Source organism: Streptomyces sp. Ac-502, assembly GCF_045222935.1.
Classification (GTDB): domain Bacteria; phylum Actinomycetota; class Actinomycetes; order Streptomycetales; family Streptomycetaceae; genus Streptomyces; species Streptomyces monomycini.
Genome location: NZ_JBHFFO010000001.1, coordinates 1500473 through 1515959, shown reverse-complemented (window position 1 = coordinate 1515959; position 15487 = coordinate 1500473). Strand labels below are relative to the sequence as shown.

Here is a 15487-nt window from a genome sequence, read left to right as displayed (position 1 = left end):
CACCCGGGGCCGGGTCACCCGATCTTCGCGAAGCGGCTGTCGGCCAGTCCGTCGACGAAGGAGCTCCAGGCCGCCGTGGTGAACAGCAGCGCCGGTCCCGCGGTGTTCTTGGAGTCGCGTACCGCGAGCAGGCCGGAGCCGATGCGGGCCGTCTCGACGCAGTTGTTCATCGCGGTGCTGCGGCTGCTGCGCCGCCACCGCACGCCGTGCGGCACGGTGCGGACCGGGTCGTGCCTGGGCGCAAGTGACATGGTGCCTCCTCAGACGCCGGAGCCGGCCCACGAGGCATCGGCGATCCGGGCGATGAATCGCGCTGACTTGTCGCACGAGAGGGCGCGCCCCCGCAGCTTGTCGAACGCATCGCTGTACGCCCTGAGGTCTGCTTCCTGTTCCAAGTAGAGGCTACTCGTCAGATGGTCGAGAACAACCACATCCAGGTCAGAAGTGAGCGGAAAAGAGAAGATAACGAAAGGGCCGGTGATGCCGATGTGCACACCGGACGTGAAGGGCAGTACCTGGAGTCGCACATGCGGCAATTGCCCTACGTCCAGAATGTGCCGCAGCTGAGCTGCCATCACCCCGGGCGGACCGACCTCCCGGCGCAGCACCGCCTCGTCCAGCACCGCGCACAACTCCAGCGGCCGCTCACCCCGCAACACCTCCTGACGGGCGACGCGCACCTCCACCAGCTCATCGACCTGCTTCACCGGCAGGTCCGACAGCGTGGCGCGGGTCACCGCGCATAGTCCGGCGTCTGCAACAGGCCCGGCATCACCGTCGTCTCCAGCGTGCGCGCCCGGGACGCCCCGTACTCCAGGCTGATGAAGTCCCGGTACTCCGGCGGCAGCAGATCGCGGTACGTGTGCCACCAGCCGTGCCGCTCGCCGCCACCGTCACCGTCCCGCACCCCGCCCCCGCACAGCGCCGCCAGCAACGCGCGCAGGTCCGTGTCCCGTACGCCGTACGCGTCCAGCAGCAGTTCGACGTCGGCCGGCCGGACGCCGCTGCGCCCGGTCTCGATACGGCTGACCTTGGACTGGTGCCAGCCGACCAGGCGGGCCGCCTCACCGCTGGTGAATCCGGCCAGTGTCCGCTGCCGCCGCAATTCCGCGCCCAGCTTGCGGCGGCGCACCGCGGGCCCGTACCGCATAACGCTCCCTCCGTACTCCTCCTCGGGTGCGCCGCGGGTGCGCCCGCCCCTGATGGCCGGTTCCGATCCGACAGTGTGCCGCGCAAATACGGTCTCGCGTAGCAGAGTTCACCGCTTCGGGCGACAGATATATGCACTTCTTGGCGGATGACGCGCCACCACCGCGGCATGAGTGGCAGGCTGGCGCACAGCAGCAGTCCGAGGCCGGAGCCGAAGGGACCGGAAAGGGCCCGGGAGGCCGCACGCGAGGGCGGCTTCCTTCGGCGGCGGGCCGGAGGCGAGCCTCGGTGGGAAAGGGACGGCGTCGCGATGGCAGACCACCAGGAATCCTCACTCACTCTGCCCAGCGCACCGGTATCGGTGGCGGAGGCACGCAGGTACGTCATGGACGTCCTGACCGAATGGGGGGCGCCGGACGGGACGGAGACGGCCGACACCGTACGGCTGATCGTCTCCGAACTCGCCACCAACGCCGTGCAGCACACGTTCGGGCAGTCACCGGCGTTCACCGTCGACGTCCGGCTGGACCGCGACGAACGGCTGTGGATCGGCGTCACCGACGACCATCCGCGCTGGCCGAAGCGGCTGCCGGCCGCCGTGCAGCAGGACAACGGCCGGGGCATGGTGATCGTCCGCTGCCTCGCCGCCGAGTCCGGTGGGCAGGTGACGGTCGAGCCCACCGCGGCCGGGGGCAAGACCGTCTGGATCACTTTGCCGTGGCGGCTGTTCCTGCCGTAGCGGCGGGTGCCGGGCCGGTTCCGGGCGGGTTCCTCAGGGTCTGGTGAGAAAGCGCGGTTTGCGGCGGCGGCCCGTACTGCAGGCACAGCCCACGCCCTCGTCCCGCACCTGCCGGTAGGTGGGGCTGGTCGCGCGGCCGCAACGGGAACAGTGGCAAGGCCACGGCTCGTAGGCACCGGGACAGGGGCCCAGCGGGATCAGCCCGGCGGCGTGCATCACACGTTCGGCGACGGTCGCCGGGCCGGGGGTGTTCGGCGGGGGCTGGAGCGGGGCGTTCGACGGAGGCTGGAGCGGGGGCGGCGGGGGTACGGAGGCCGCGGGGTTCGCGGGCGGGGCCGGTGCTACGGGGGGCGCGGGGACGGCGGGGTTCGTGAGAGGTACCGATACTGCGGGCGTGGGGGCGGCCGGCCCCACGGGACCCGCCGGGCCCCCGCCCGGCCCGGCGCCGAGGTCGCCCGGGTGCCACTGATGCAGGCAGGAGGCGCACCACCACAGCAGTTCACCGGCGCCGTAGACACCCTCGTCCTCCCACAGCACGTCCGTGCTGCCGCAGGCCGGGCAGGGAGTGGCGGGGGAGCGGCGGCGCAGAAGTCCGCGCAGGTTCACGAGTCGGTCCTGGGGTGCGTGTACGGGGGCAGGTGCCTGTGCATGGGTCTCCTCACGTGCTGAGGAGACTCCATCGGTTCTCCGTCGTCAAAGCAAGGACGACCAGGTCACAAAAGATTTCGACGGCGCGGCCCCCGGGCCCCGGGCGTTCAGGAGGACGAGTCGCGGCCCGACGGCTTGATGTGCCCGTTCCGGCGGCCCAGTACGCGGGGCAGCAGCGCCCACAGGCCGCCGCACGTCACCAGCGTCACCGAACCCGCCACCACGCCCGCCCCGCGCCCCAGCACGACGTCGACGACGAGGAGTACGGCACCGGCCAGCGCCAGTGCGAGGACCGCCATCCCGGCCGCCGTCAGCCGCGCGGAGACCTCCACGATCAGCCCCTTCGCGCGCCGCCGGAACAGCACCCGGTGCACCGCGGCAGGCGCGGTGAGCAGCAGCGTCGCCAGTACGGCCAGCAGCAACGTGCCCACGTAGAAACCGCGTTGCGTGGTGTCCAGGGACACGAATCGCGGAGTGAACGCCAGGGTGAGCAGGAAGGCGAACAGGATCTGCACACCGGTCTGCAGGACGCGCAGCTCCTGGAGCAGTTCGCCGAAGTTGCGGTCGTAGCGTTCCAGGGGCGTCTCGTTGCGGTCCGGGCACACGGTGAACCGGGCGGAACCGGGCGGCCGGTGCGGCTCTGGCGATGCGCTCGTTTCCGGCAGTTCGGAGCGTCCGGGTGCTTCGTTCCGGTGGTCGTCGGTGAGGGGGGCCATTGCGTGCGGGTATCCACCGACGCGTTGATCACTCCTGGAACGCGCACGCGCGTGCGGGAGTTCGCGCCCGCGGACGCGCCCGGACGGTGCGGGGCTCGTCGTCGCACGGAGCCCCGCACGCGTCCCCGACGGGACGGGTCCGCGCGGTCAGCGCACCCGCCCGTACGAGACGCTGCGCGACCAGATGCGCTCCAGCCGCACCACGGTGCCGGGCTTGGGGGCGTGCCAGATCTTGCCCTTCCCCGCGTAGATGCCCACGTGGTAAATACCGCGGCGGGAGTGGAAGAAGACCAGGTCGCCGGCGCGGCGCGAGGACGCCGACAGGTGCCGGGTGCGGTTGTACTGGGCCGCCGCGGTGCGCGGCAGCCGCTTCCCGGCCCGCTTGAACGAGTACAGCGTCAGTCCCGAGCAGTCGAAACGGTGTGGCCCGCTGGCTCCGTACTTGTAGGGCGCTCCCTTCTTGGAAGCGGCGATCCGCAGTGCCGAGGCCGAGGTGGACGCGGCTGCCGCGTCCTCGGTGGCCCCTGGTACGACCAGTGTCCCGCCGACCGTGGCGAGGGCGATGAAGGAGATCACTCCGGCCCGCGCCAGCAGAGGGGAAGTGGTGGTACGCGCAGTCATGCGCAACCCTTCGTCAGCCGCCTGCGAAGGAGTGCCTGTCGGGTTCGGGCAGGCGAAGATGCCCGGTCGCGGTGGCGACTTCACCCCAAGGGGCCGTCCGGCCGTGGTGGCCGGCGGTCCCGTCGTGCTCGGGTCCTCCGCTCCTGCCGGTCCAGTCGTATCGACCAGACATCCGGTACGGCGGCAGGATTGGGCGTCCGCCCGGACCGCCCCACCGCTGTGGCGGGGGCTTGTCGTCGAAGCGATCGTTGCGCACCTCGCGCCCGGATTCCGAGCAGAAACGGCTGTATGTGAGGTTGGTCACGTCTACGCCGTTCGGGTGGACGGGCGGCGTTCCGTGGGAGTCACGCGACGGGTGAGGAGCCGCGTACCAGCCCCGGAACGTCACGCTCCGGGCGACACGTACGTACGTCGCGCAAGCGGTGTGACGCAGTACGCGGCCCCGCGGCTACGCCGTTCGGGCGAGCCCGATCGGGCTTCGTGTCGCCAAACGGGTGGGTCCTTGCGGTGCGTCGGTGCCTCCGGGACGCCCCTGCCTTCCCTGTCCGGCGTGTGCCGCGTGGGCCGGGTGAGGCTCAGAGGCACCAGAGGTGCGGAGGGGAGGCACTCGCGCCCCCGGCCGGGCGGGGGCGCGGCGCGTCAAGCTCGCGGCGGCGGTACGGAGATCAGCCGGGCGCGGCGCTCACCGTCCAGCACGCGCAGGGCCTGCGCCAGCGTTCCCGCGTGCAGCTCGCTCTCGCCCCGGGCGTGCATCAGCGCCAGCGCGTCCCGGAGCGCGGTGGTCTTGCCGACCAGGGCCTGTGCGGCGCGGAGGCCGCCGTACGTGTCCGTGCCGCGGGCGGGATTGATGCGGCCCAGCAGGTCCAGGACCGCCAGGTAGCTGTCGATGACCTCGCCCTCGGCGCGCGTCAGCGCGGGCAGCGGCGGCAGTTCGGGCGGCCACATTCCGGGCTCACCTCGCGCCGGGCGTCGCGGGGCGCTGCTTGCGGCTGCGGGTGAGCCCGTCGATGAGGCCGTACTCCACGGCGGCCTCGGCGCTGAAGACCTTCTCGCGTTCGAGGTCTTCGGTGATCCGCTCGGGGGACTGGCCGGTGTGCCGTACGAGCAGTTCCTCCAGCAGCGCTCGGATACGCAGCAGTTCGTCCGCCTGGATCCGGAGGTCGTCGGCCTGCCCCTGCACCGGCTCGTCGAACGCGGGCTGGTGGACGAGGACGCGGGCGCCCGGCAGGGCGAGCCGTTTGCCGGGCGCGCCGGCCGCCAGCAGTACCGCGGCGACGGAGGCGGCCTGGCCCAGGCAGACCGTCTCGATGTCGCAGCCGACGAACTGCATCGTGTCGTAGATGGCGGACATCGCGGTGAACGAGCCGCCGGGGGAGTTGATGTAGAGCGAGATGTCCCGGTCGGGTGCGTCGTAGTCCAGGTGCATGAGCTGGGCGATCACGTCGTTGGCCGCGGCGTCGTCCACCGGGGTGCCCAGGAAGACGATCCGCTCGCCGAGCAGCTTGGAGTACGGGTCCATGGTCCGGGCCCCGTAGGAGGTGCGTTCGGTGAACTCCGGAAGGACGTGACGGGCCTGGGGGCCGTTCATGGGGAGCTCCTCTTTCCTGAGCGTCTGTAAAAAATGTACAGGACGTACGTAGAGCTAGATGGGAGCATGTTCCGCCGGGCGAAAGCAATGCCTTCGGCGGGGGTGAGGGCGGCCGCTCGCTGAGAGCGAAAACCCCACGGGGTGTCAGGCGGGCCTGTGGGCGGACGACATGACAGGCCGTAAGGTCGGGTTCCCGGCCGGTGCGCGGCCGAGGGCGTGCCGCCGGTGCAACGTTCCGGCCGAAGTCACCCCGCACGTTCCGGCACCGGCCCGGTGTGCGGGGTGCCGGGCCTCCTCCGCCGCCCCACGCGTCCGCTGCGGCAGCCCCGCCGGGCAGCACGAGGCGACACTTGACGCGTGGGCCCCTGGCCAAAGGACCCCTTGTGGAATCCACCCGTGCGGAAACCGCCGTTCCGCCCCGGTCCGCCCGGGTACCCGCCGGGCGGACCCGAGTTCCTCGGGCCGAATCGAGTCCAGGAGGACGCGATGGCTACCGCTTCATCCGCCGGATATCCGGAATCCGGCCGCTCCCAGGCCGCCCGTGCCGAGCGGCACACGAGCGCGGAGACCAAGCCCGCGTTCAAGAGCACCGAGTTCTTCGTCTACCTCGCCGCCGTCGTGGCGGTTCTGGTCGCCTCCGCGATCGTCGGCGAAGGGCCTGCCGGCGTGGACCGCTTCCCCGCCGACCAGGCATGGCTCTACGTCACGCTGCTGACCGTCGGCTACATGATCAGTCGCGGCCTGGCCAAGTGCGGCAGCCGCGAGCCCACCGACCGCGCCACCACCTGAGCGTTCCGGCGCGTACCGATGGCCCGGCGGAGGTGCCGGGCCATCGGCATGGGCGCCAGGGGGCGGTGGACGTCGGGGTGTCGGTGTGCGCGAGGTGTCCGGGCGCGTCGGGGCGTCGGTGGGCGTCGGTTCCGTACGCCGGTCCCGCCCGTACGCCGGCCCGTACGCCGGAGCCGCCCGTCGCGGCCGGCCGGTCGCGGCCCTGGCCGGGATGTCGTGGACGCGACCTAAGCTAGGACCATGGCTTATGAGATTCCGGTGACGCAGGCCCGGGCGGAGTTGGCGGACCTGATCAACCGTGTCGTCTACGGCGGCGAGCGGGTGGTCGTCACGCGCCACGGCAAGCCGCTGGTGGGACTGGTGTCCGCCGCCGACCTGGAGCGCCTCGACGCGTGCCGGGAGGCGGAGGAGGCCGCGGCGGAGGAGCCGGTGATCAGTACGGTCTCCTCGGTGCGGCCGTTCCCGGCCCCGCCCGGCGAGTGGGGCCGCTTCGGCATCGCGGCGGAACACCGCGGTACGGCGGCTGAGCACGGGGCGGCCGGCGGGCACGGTACGGCGGGCGAGCACAGCGGCCCGGGTGTCGCGGAGCGCTGATCGTGCGGCGTTGACAGCTCTGCGCGGGGCGCGGCTGCTGAGGCTGACGGCCGGGGCCGGGTGGTCAGGGGTGGTGGGTGGGCGGGGGACGGTAGCTTCGCTCCAGATATTGACATGGGCATGATGGGTTGGGGGTGTCCGGGTCCGCCGCACGGCGTCCGCGGGGTCCGGCCGGTGGCGTTCCGCGGCCGACCCGCCGCGTTAACGCCGGTGAAACGGTGCCGAACTAACCTGCGGCCTTCGGGTCATTGATGGAGCGGAGCTGGAGAGCAGTTTGCTCCGCCTTTAATTACTGTGTGATACATCTGCTTTTGCGGGTGTATCGCCACCCGTGACCTGGGCGGATGCGCCCAGCTCGAAGACGGTGAGGTGAAGGTATGCAACTGACCCCGCACGAGCAGGAACGCCTGATGATCCATGTGGCCGCCGACGTGGCCGAGAAGCGGCGCTCCCGCGGGGTACGGCTCAACCACCCGGAGGCCGTCGCGCTGCTGACCGTGCACATCCTCGAAGGCGCGCGGGACGGCCGTACGGTCGCCGAGCTGATGTCGACCGGGCGCAAGGTGCTCACCCGTGAAGAGGTCATGGAGGGCGTCCCGGAGATGATCCACGACGTACAGGTCGAGGCGACCTTCCCCGACGGCACCAAGCTGGTCACCGTCCACGAACCCATCAACTGAGCGCGGGAGCAGCGACCATGATTCCCGGCCAGATCCTGCACGCCGACGACCCGGTACGCCTGAACCCCGGGCTCCCCGTCGTCCGGCTGACCGTCCTGAACGCCGCCGACCGCCCCGTCCAGGTCGGCTCCCACTACCACTTCGCCGAGGCCAATCCGGGCCTCGACTTCGACCGTGCGGCCGCGCACGGCAAGCGGCTGAACGTCCCCGCCGGCTCCGCCGTGCGCTTCGAGCCCGGCATTCCCACCGAGGTCGAACTCGTCCCCGTCGGGGGCAAGCGGATCGTCGCGGGCCTGCGCGGCGAGACCGGAGGCTCGCTCGATGGCTGACCTGACCCGCCCCGCCTACACCGATCTGTACGGCCCGACTGTGGGCGACCGGGTGCGGCTGGCCGACACCGACCTCCTCGTCGAGATCACCGAGGACCGGGCGGGCGGCCCCGGCCGCGCCGGTGACGAGGCGGTCTTCGGCGGCGGCAAGGTGATCCGCGAGTCCATGGGCCAGTCCCGCGCCACCCGCGCCGAGGGCGCGCCCGACACCGTGATCACCGGCGCGCTCGTCCTGGACCACTGGGGTGTGATCAAGGCGGACGTCGGTGTACGGGACGGCCGGATCACGGCGTTGGGCAAGGCCGGCAACCCCGACACCATGGACGGCGTCCACCCGGATCTGGTGATCGGCCCGGAGACCGAGGTCATCGCGGGCAACGGCAAGATCCTCACGGCCGGCGCCATCGACACCCATGTGCACTTCATCTGCCCCCAGCAGGTGGACGAGGCCCTCGCCTCCGGTGTGACCACCCTGGTCGGCGGTGGCACCGGCCCGGCCGAGGGCAGCAAGGCCACCACCATCACGCCGGGTGCCTGGCACGTGGCCCGGATGTTCGAGTCGATGGACGGGCTGCCCGTCAACGTGGGGCTGCTGGGCAAGGGCAACACCATGTCCGTCGCCTCGATGCACGACCAGTTGCGCGCGGGCGTCCTCGGCTTCAAGATCCACGAGGACTGGGGCGCCACCCCCGCCGTACTCGACGCCTGTCTGCGCGTCTGCGAGGAGAGCGGCGCGCAACTGGCCATCCACACCGACACCCTGAACGAGGCGGGCTTCCTCCAGGACACCCTGGCCGCCATCGGGGGCCGCGGCATCCACGCGTACCACGTGGAGGGGCCGGCGGCGGACACGCGCCCGACATGATCGCCATGGTCTCCGAGCCGAACGTGCTGCCCGCCTCCACCAACCCGACGCGGCCGCACACCGTCAACACCGTCGAGGAACATCTCGACATGCTGATGGTCTGCCACCACCTCAACCCGGCCGTGCCGGAGGACCTGGCGTTCGCCGAGTCCCGTATCCGGCCCTCCACCATCGCGGCCGAGGACATCCTGCACGACCTGGGCGCCATCTCGATCATGTCGTCCGACGCCCAGGCGATGGGCCGTATCGGCGAGGTCGTCCTGCGGACCTGGCAGACCGCGCACGTGATGAAGAAGCGGCGCGGCACCCTGCCCGGTGACCTGCACGCGGACAACATCCGCGCCCGCCGCTACGTGGCGAAGTACACCATCAACCCGGCCGTCGCCCAGGGCATCGACCACGAGGTCGGCTCGGTCGAGGAGGGCAAGCTGGCCGACCTGGTGCTGTGGGACCCGGCGTTCTTCGGCGTCAAGCCGCAGCTCGTCCTCAAGGGTGGCCAGATCGCGTACGCGCAGATGGGCGACGCCAACGCCTCCATCCCCACCCCGCAGCCGGTACTGCCCCGCCCGATGTTCGGGGCCATCGGCAGGGCGCCGGGCAGCAACTCCGTCAACTTCGTCTCCGAGCAGGCCGTCGCGGACGGGCTGCCGGAACGGCTCGGGCTGGCCAAGTCCTTCCGGGCCATCCGCAGCACCCGCGGCGTGACCAAGGCCGACATGCGCAACAACGACGCGCTGCCCCGCGTCCACGTCGATCCCGACACCTTCACGGTCACCATCGACGGCGACGTGGTCGAGCCCGCTCCGGCGGCGGAACTGCCCATGGCCCAGCGTTACTTCCTCTTCTGAGCGGGCCGGGCATGAGCGAGCGGCCGGAGCAGGAGGTACGGCGATGAGCAGGGCGGCGTTGCTGGTTCTGGCGGACGGGCGGTTTCCGGCCGGGGGCACGCGCATTCCGGTGGTGCGGAGGCGGCCGTCGAGGCGGGGCGGATCCGGGACGCGGCGAGTCTGGAGGCGTTCTGCCATGGCCGCCTGCACACGGCGGGGCTGGTCGCGGCCGCGTTGGCGGCTGCTGCGGCGGCGGGGTGCGATCCGCTGGAGCTGGACGCGGCGGCCGACGCCCGTACGCCGGTGCCGGCATTGCGGCATACGGCGCGGCGGCTGGGGCGGCAGATGATGCGGGCGGCCCGCGCGACCTGGCCCTCGGCCGCGCTGGACGCGCTGGCGGCCGCCCGGCCGCGTGGCGCGCATCAGCCGGTGGTGCTGGGGTTGGCGGCCCGGTCGGCGGGGCTGGACCCGCTGGATGCCGCCCATGCTGCCGCGTATGAGAACGTCAGCGGCCCGGCCACCGCCGCCGTGCGGCTGCTGAGCCTGGATCCGTTCGATGCGACGGCGGTGCTGGCCCGGCTGGCGGGGCCGCTCGACCAGGTCGCCGAGCGGGCCGTCGAAGCCGCACGCCGGGTCCCCCTGGAGGGCGTGGGCGCGCTGCCGGCGGCGTCCGCGCCGCTGCTGGACATCACCGCCGAGCAGCACGCGGCCTGGCCGGTACGGCTCTTCGCCTCGTAACCCCCTCACCTTTCGTCACCCCGCCGCGCGTACCACTTCACCCGCACCGACCCGATCACGGAGCAGCCCATGCATCTCGATCACGATCTCGACGAACGTTTCCCGCACCGGCACAGCTACAGCGCCGCGTCCCCCGAGCGCCCCGACGGCTCCCGGCGCGCGCTGCGGATCGGGCTGGGCGGGCCGGTGGGCACCGGCAAGACCGCCACGGTCGCCGCGCTGTGCCGGGCGCTGCGCGACGAGCTGTCCCTGGCGGTGGTGACCAACGACATCTACACCCGTGAGGACGCCGAGTTCCTGCTGCGTGAGGCGGTGCTGCCCGCCGAGCGGATCACGGCGGTGGAGACCGGCGCGTGCCCGCACACCGCCATCCGTGACGACATCTCCGCCAACCTCGAAGCCGTCGAGGACCTGGAGGACGCGGTCGGCCCGCTGGATCTGATCCTGGTGGAGTCCGGCGGCGACAACCTCACCGCCACCTTCTCCAAGGGCCTGGTGGACGCCCAGATCTTCGTCATCGACGTGGCGGGCGGCGACGACATCCCCCGCAAGGGCGGCCCCGGCGTCACCACCGCCGACCTGCTGGTGGTCAACAAGACCGACCTGGCCCCCTACGTCGGCGTCGACCTGGACGGCATGGCCCGCGACGCCAAGAACCAGCGCGGCGACCTGCCCGTCACCTTCACCTGCCTCAAGGCCGAAAACGGCGTCCAGCCGGTCACCGACTGGGTCCGCGCCCGCCTCACCGACTGGACCACGGGCCCCGCATGACCCTCGCGCCTCCCGAGCGGACCCGGCCCCGGAGCCCCGGGCCGGTACGCGTGCCCGCCCCTGCTCCGGCGGCGCACGGTCTGTGCGCCACGGCCCGCGTCACCGCGCGGACCGGCACGGACGGCACGACCCGCCTGCCCGTGCTGGACGGCGACGGGCCGCTCGCGCTGCGCCGCGTCCGTGTGTACGGGAAGCAGGCCCGGGTGTGCGTCGTCGGTGCCATGAGCGCCCCGCTCGGCGGCGACCGGCTGCGCATCGAGGTGACCGCCGAGGACGGCGCCGACCTGTGCGTCACGGCGGCCGCGGCGACCGTCGCGCTGCCGGGGCGTACCGGCGGACACGCCACGTACGACGTGGAGCTGACCGTCGGCGAAGGGGCCCGGCTGGAGTGGCTGCCCGAACCGCTGATCTCCGCCGAGGGCAGCGACCTGCGGATGACGACGACCGTGCATCTCGCGCCGACCGCGCGGCTGGTGCTGCGGGAGGAGCAGGTGCTGGGGCGCAGCGGAGAGCGGACCGGGCGGCTGAGCAGCCGCCTCACGGTCCACCGCGCCGGACGTACGCTGCTCGACCAGGAGACGGCGTACGGGCCCGGCACCCCGGGCTGGGACACCGCGGCGGTCCTCGGCGGCAACCGTGCCACGGGCCAGCTCCTGGTCGTGGACCCGGCGTACGACGAGCGGCCCGCCGATGTTCTGCTGCTCGGTACGGGACCGGGGGAGGGGCAGGGCGTCCGCAGCCCGCTCGCCGGGCCCGCCGCGCTGACGACCGCGGTCGCACCGGACGGGCTGCGGGTGCGGCGCCTTCTGGACGCGGCGGGTACGGGCTGCGCCGGGTAGGTGACCGTGTCGATGGCGCCGGGTGCGACGGTGCTGCCTGGTAAAGGCACGGCGCCGCTCCTGGGGGAGAGAGCAGCGCCGCACCCGAGAAGACGGCCGATACGGGAAATCGGTGCCGTCGCGGAGACAGGAATCTGCAAAAAGCAGGAAAAGCCCGTCAGTCCATCGACCCGTCAGCCCGTCAGCCCGTCAGCCCGTCAGCCCGTCAGCTCTCCAGCATCGCGGCGAGCACCGACCGCCAGTCCTCCCCGGACGCTCCGCCAGTTCGTCCGCGAGCGCGCGGGCGGGGCGGTAGCGGCGGCGGTGGTGCAGCAGGAAGTCCGGCCCGGCCGCCTCGCCGGCCCCGGGCTCCGCCGCGGTGTCCGCGCCCGGGCCCGCGTGCGTGGCGTGGATCTCGCTGGAGCTGCCGAGCAGCCGGATCAGCTCGGCGGCGAAGTCGCGCCAGTCGACGTGGCCGCCGACCGCGTTGACGACACCGCCGGTCGGCCGTTCCACGCAGCTGACCAGCGCACGGGCCAGTGCCGCGCCGTGCACCCAGGGCGCGCCGTACCAACCGCGCTCCTGTGCGGGCAGCTCGATCGGCTCGCCGTTCCGCGCGGCCTGGTAGAACTGGCCGGTGGCGCCCCAGCGCAGCTGGTCGCGCAGCCTGGCGTGCGGTCCCCAGACGATGGGCACCCGCACCACGTCGGCGGCGCCTCGCCCGCCGCTCCCGGCGGCCTCCAGCAGCATCCGTTCGCAGTCGAGCTTGCCCCGGCCGTACGCGGTGAACGGCCCGGCCGGCGCGGTCTCCTCGGTCACCTCGGTGACCGGCGGCTGCCCGTACGCGTCCACGCTGCTGACGAAGACGAAGGTGCCCCGCCGCCAGCCGTCCAGCGCGGCGCGCATCGCCGCCAGGTCCACCTCGGGAGAGGTGAAGGTGCAGGCGGCGTGGATCACCGCGTCCGCACCGGCGGCCGCCGTCCGCAGGCTGTCCGGGTCGCCGAGGTCCCCTTCGCACAGCTCGATGCCGTCCGCCGCGAGGAGGTGCGCCGACTCGGGCCGTACGAGCGCCCGTACAGGGTGGCCGCGTGCCGCCAGCTCCCGTAGGACGAAGGCGCCGACGCCACCGGTGGCGCCGGTGACCAGGACCGTTCCGGTGCGGGTTGTCGCGGGCCGGGTGCTGCGAGGAGACGTGCCCGCGGGCCGGGCCGCGCTCTGGACGGCGGCCAGTGCTGCCGCGCGTTCCTCGCCCCGTCCGTCCAGCAGGGCCGCGATGGCGCGCGGGCTGCGGTGCTCCATCACGTCGAGGCCGGTCAGCGGCAGGCCGAGCCGTTCGCGCAGCCGGTCGGCCAGTTGCACCGCCAGCAGTGAGTGTCCGCCGAGCAGGAAGAAGTCGTCGTCCAGCGCGGGGCGGCGGCCCAACTGTTCGGTGAACGCGTCCAGTACGGCCTGCTCGCGCACTCCCACGATGTCGGCGGACGCGGCCGCCGCCGGAGCGCCCGGAAGGCGGCCGCGGTCCACGGCACCGTCGGCCGTACGCGGCAGTACGTCCAGGACCGTCACCGCGGCCGGGACCAGCCCGGGCACCAACCGTGAACGCAGCGCGGCCCGCAGGCCCATGGGGTCGAGGGAGCCCGTGCGGCTCGGCACGACGTACGCGAGCGGCGGCCGGCCGTCGATCTCCAGCAAAAAGGCTTCCGCCACCTCCGGCCGGTCGCGGAGCAACTGCGCTGCCGGGTGGGCCGGCTCCGTACGGTCCGGGGCGCCGGTGTCGGGCTGCGGCCGGGCCAGCGGGTGGCCGGGGTCGGCGGCCACCGCCGCCAGCAGGTCGGCGAAGCCGCGCAGCAGCCGTCCGGCCGTCCGCTCGTCGAGCCGCGCCCGGTCGTACTGCACCAGGCAGCGCGGCGGCCTGCCGTCGCTCCGGTCCTGCTCCACGTAGAAGCCGAGACCGAACTTGGCCGTCCCCAGATCGACCTCGACCGGTTCGCTCGCCAGTCCGGGCAGGTCCAGGGTGGTGGGCGCCCGCAGCACGTCGGCCGTGACGTCCACCAGGGGCTGGCCGCCCGCCCCGCGGGCCGCCGCTCCGAGCCGCTCGACGATCAGGTCGAACGGCACGTCCCGGTGCTGCTGCGCCTCCAGCAGCGCGTCCCGGACCCGGTCCAGCAGTGCGCCGAAGGTACCGGTGCTCCGCGCGTCCACCCGGACGGGCAGGGTGTTCACGCACAGGCCGACCAGATTCCGTATCTCCGCCCGGTCACGGTGGCTGCCCGCACAGCCGAGCACCAGGTCCGTACGGCCCGTCTGCTCCAGGAGGGCGGCGTACGCGGCGGCCAGGACGACGGTGAACAGGGTGCTCCGGTGCTCCCGGCCCACCGCGCGCAGTCCTTCGAGGACGGCGGGCGGCAGCGGCTCGGCGAGCAGGGCGGCCTGTCCGCGCCGGGCCGGGGCGCCGGAGCCCGCGGGCAGCGGGACAGGCCGGGCGCCCGCGAGGCGGCCGAGCCAGAATTCCAGGCCGTTCTCCAGGGCGTCCACGGCGGCGTGCTCACGGCGCGCGTAGTCCGCGTACTGCGGCGCAGGGGTGGCGAGCGTGCCGGGCAGCTCCCCGGCCAGCGCTTCGTCGCCGTCGAGCGCCGCCCCGTACAGCGCGCCCAGCTCGCGCGCGACGATGGCCAGCGAGCCGCCGTCGATCGCGATGTGGTGCAGCGTCAGCAGTACGGTGTGGTCCTCGGCGGCATGCCGTACGGCCAGCGCGCGCAGCACCGGGCCGCTCGCCAGGTCGAAGGGCCGTGCGGCGGCCTCCCGCAGCAGTTCCGCCACGTCACCGTCCGCCGTCACCACCTCGACCGGAACCGGAACGGCGTCCAGCGCCTCCTGGTACGGCTCGCCGTCACGCTGCCCGTACCGCGTACGCAGCACCGCATGACGGCGTACGAGAGCGGTCAGCGCCCGGCCCAGCGCCTGCGGGTCGAACGGCCCGCGCACCCGGGCCGCGAACGGCACGTGGTACGCGGCGCCGCTGCCGCCGAGGCGGTCCATCAACCACATGCGGCGCTGTGCCGCGGAGAGCGGTGCGGGACCTGTCGTGCCTTCTGCGCCTTCCGCGCCGCCGGCGGCCGCGGGCGCCACGCTCCCGCGCTTGGCGGCCTGCCGCTGCCGGGCGATCCGCAGCAGCGCCGCCTCGCGGGCGGTGTCCGGAGCGGTGGTCATCGCAGATCCTCCAAAGCAGCTGAGGCGGCCGGTCCGTCGCCGGGCGCGCCCGGGTCCTCGTGCAGGTGCAGCAGGGCCCGTTCGACGTGTGCCGCCTGCGCGGCGACCGTGGGGGCGGCGAAGAAGTCCGCGAGCGACATCTCCACGCCCAGGTCCTCGCGGAGGTCCTCCACGACGCACAGCGCCAGCAGCGAGTGCCCGCCGAGCGCGATGAAGTCCGCCTCGGGGTCGTCCACCGGGTGGCCCAGGGCCTGGCTCCACAGGTCGGCGACGACCTGCTGGAGAGGTGACAGGTGGCCGGGCGCGGCCGGGAGGCTCCCGGCCTCCGGGGCACCGTCCGGTTCCCCGCCGCCCTCCACCGTCCGTTCGGCCAGCGACCGCCGGTCCACCTTGCCGACCCCGGTCATC

General features: G+C 73.1%; 15 protein-coding genes and 3 pseudogenes. 9 read left to right on the top strand and 9 right to left on the bottom strand.

Features of this window, described 5'->3' with window-relative positions; all coding sequences use genetic code 11:
• Nucleotides 1-14 precede the first annotated feature (14 nt).
• Together ACEXOX_RS06850 and ACEXOX_RS06845 are read right to left on the bottom strand one after the other, a co-directional pair.
• Complete coding sequence (locus ACEXOX_RS06850) at nt 15-251, bottom strand: DUF397 domain-containing protein (protein WP_406519548.1); 237 nt, start codon at nt 249-251, stop codon at nt 15-17.
• A 9-nt stretch (nt 252-260) separates the two neighbouring features.
• Nucleotides 261-1150: pseudogene (locus ACEXOX_RS06845) on the bottom strand (helix-turn-helix domain-containing protein).
• Between the two features lie 309 nt (nt 1151-1459).
• Here ACEXOX_RS06845 and ACEXOX_RS06840 point away from each other — a divergent pair.
• Nucleotides 1460-1888, top strand: a complete 429-nt coding sequence (locus ACEXOX_RS06840) for an ATP-binding protein (protein WP_406519547.1) — start codon at nt 1460-1462, stop codon at nt 1886-1888.
• Between the two features lie 33 nt (nt 1889-1921).
• On the opposite strand, the gene ACEXOX_RS06835 is transcribed toward ACEXOX_RS06840, so the two are convergent.
• From ACEXOX_RS06835 to ACEXOX_RS06815, 5 genes are all read right to left on the bottom strand, one after another.
• Nucleotides 1922-2494, bottom strand: a complete 573-nt coding sequence (locus ACEXOX_RS06835; RefSeq protein ID WP_406519546.1) for a hypothetical protein — start codon at nt 2492-2494, stop codon at nt 1922-1924.
• A gap of 149 nt (nt 2495-2643) precedes the next feature.
• Nucleotides 2644-3252 carry a DUF6328 family protein gene (locus ACEXOX_RS06830; protein ID WP_406519545.1) on the bottom strand — a complete coding sequence of 203 codons (609 nt, stop codon included), beginning with the start codon at nt 3250-3252 and terminating at the stop codon, nt 2644-2646.
• A 147-nt stretch (nt 3253-3399) separates the two neighbouring features.
• Nucleotides 3400-3873, bottom strand: a complete 474-nt coding sequence (locus ACEXOX_RS06825; protein WP_406519544.1) for a C40 family peptidase — start codon at nt 3871-3873, stop codon at nt 3400-3402.
• A 639-nt stretch (nt 3874-4512) separates the two neighbouring features.
• Nucleotides 4513-4818, bottom strand: coding sequence for a hypothetical protein (locus tag ACEXOX_RS06820; protein WP_030017660.1), 306 nt, complete (start codon nt 4816-4818; stop codon nt 4513-4515).
• 7 nt (nt 4819-4825) lie between these two features.
• Complete coding sequence (locus ACEXOX_RS06815) at nt 4826-5461, bottom strand: ATP-dependent Clp protease proteolytic subunit (RefSeq protein WP_406519543.1); 636 nt, start codon at nt 5459-5461, stop codon at nt 4826-4828.
• Nucleotides 5462-5947: 486 nt separating this feature from the next.
• On the opposite strand from ACEXOX_RS06815, the gene ACEXOX_RS06810 reads away from it, so the two are divergent.
• From ACEXOX_RS06810 to ACEXOX_RS06775, 8 genes and pseudogenes are all read left to right on the top strand, one after another.
• Complete coding sequence (locus ACEXOX_RS06810; RefSeq protein WP_406519542.1) at nt 5948-6250, top strand: hypothetical protein; 303 nt, start codon at nt 5948-5950, stop codon at nt 6248-6250.
• Nucleotides 6251-6490: 240 nt separating this feature from the next.
• Entirely contained in the window at nt 6491-6844 is a 354-nt protein-coding gene (locus tag ACEXOX_RS06805; RefSeq protein WP_406519541.1) for a type II toxin-antitoxin system Phd/YefM family antitoxin, read from the top strand.
• Nucleotides 6845-7221: 377 nt separating this feature from the next.
• Complete coding sequence (locus tag ACEXOX_RS06800; RefSeq protein ID WP_030017664.1) at nt 7222-7524, top strand: urease subunit gamma; 303 nt, start codon at nt 7222-7224, stop codon at nt 7522-7524.
• Nucleotides 7525-7541: 17 nt separating this feature from the next.
• On the top strand, nt 7542-7853 hold the full coding sequence (locus ACEXOX_RS06795; protein WP_406519540.1) for an urease subunit beta: 312 nt from the start codon (nt 7542-7544) through the stop codon (nt 7851-7853).
• Nucleotides 7846-9566, top strand: a pseudogene (locus ACEXOX_RS06790) (urease subunit alpha). Before ACEXOX_RS06795 ends, ACEXOX_RS06790 begins: the two are co-directional and overlap by 8 nt.
• A 43-nt stretch (nt 9567-9609) precedes the next feature.
• Nucleotides 9610-10283: pseudogene (locus tag ACEXOX_RS06785) on the top strand (urease accessory protein UreF).
• Nucleotides 10284-10352: 69 nt separating this feature from the next.
• Nucleotides 10353-11054, top strand: a complete 702-nt coding sequence (gene ureG / locus ACEXOX_RS06780; protein ID WP_406519539.1) for an urease accessory protein UreG — start codon at nt 10353-10355, stop codon at nt 11052-11054.
• Nucleotides 11051-11893, top strand: a complete 843-nt coding sequence (locus tag ACEXOX_RS06775) for an urease accessory protein UreD (RefSeq protein WP_406519538.1) — start codon at nt 11051-11053, stop codon at nt 11891-11893. Before ureG ends, ACEXOX_RS06775 begins: the two co-directional genes overlap by 4 nt.
• A 189-nt stretch (nt 11894-12082) precedes the next feature.
• Here ACEXOX_RS06775 and ACEXOX_RS06770 read toward each other — a convergent pair whose 3' ends face one another.
• A complete protein-coding gene (locus ACEXOX_RS06770) occupies nt 12083-15079 on the bottom strand; it encodes a condensation domain-containing protein (protein WP_406519537.1) in 2997 nt (998 codons plus the stop codon).
• Nucleotides 15076-15486 (bottom strand): phosphopantetheine-binding protein, encoded by a 411-nt coding sequence (locus tag ACEXOX_RS06765; protein WP_406526251.1) that lies wholly within the window; start codon nt 15484-15486, stop codon nt 15076-15078. Before ACEXOX_RS06765 ends, ACEXOX_RS06770 begins: the two co-directional genes overlap by 4 nt.
• Between the last annotated feature and the right edge of the window lies 1 nt (nt 15487).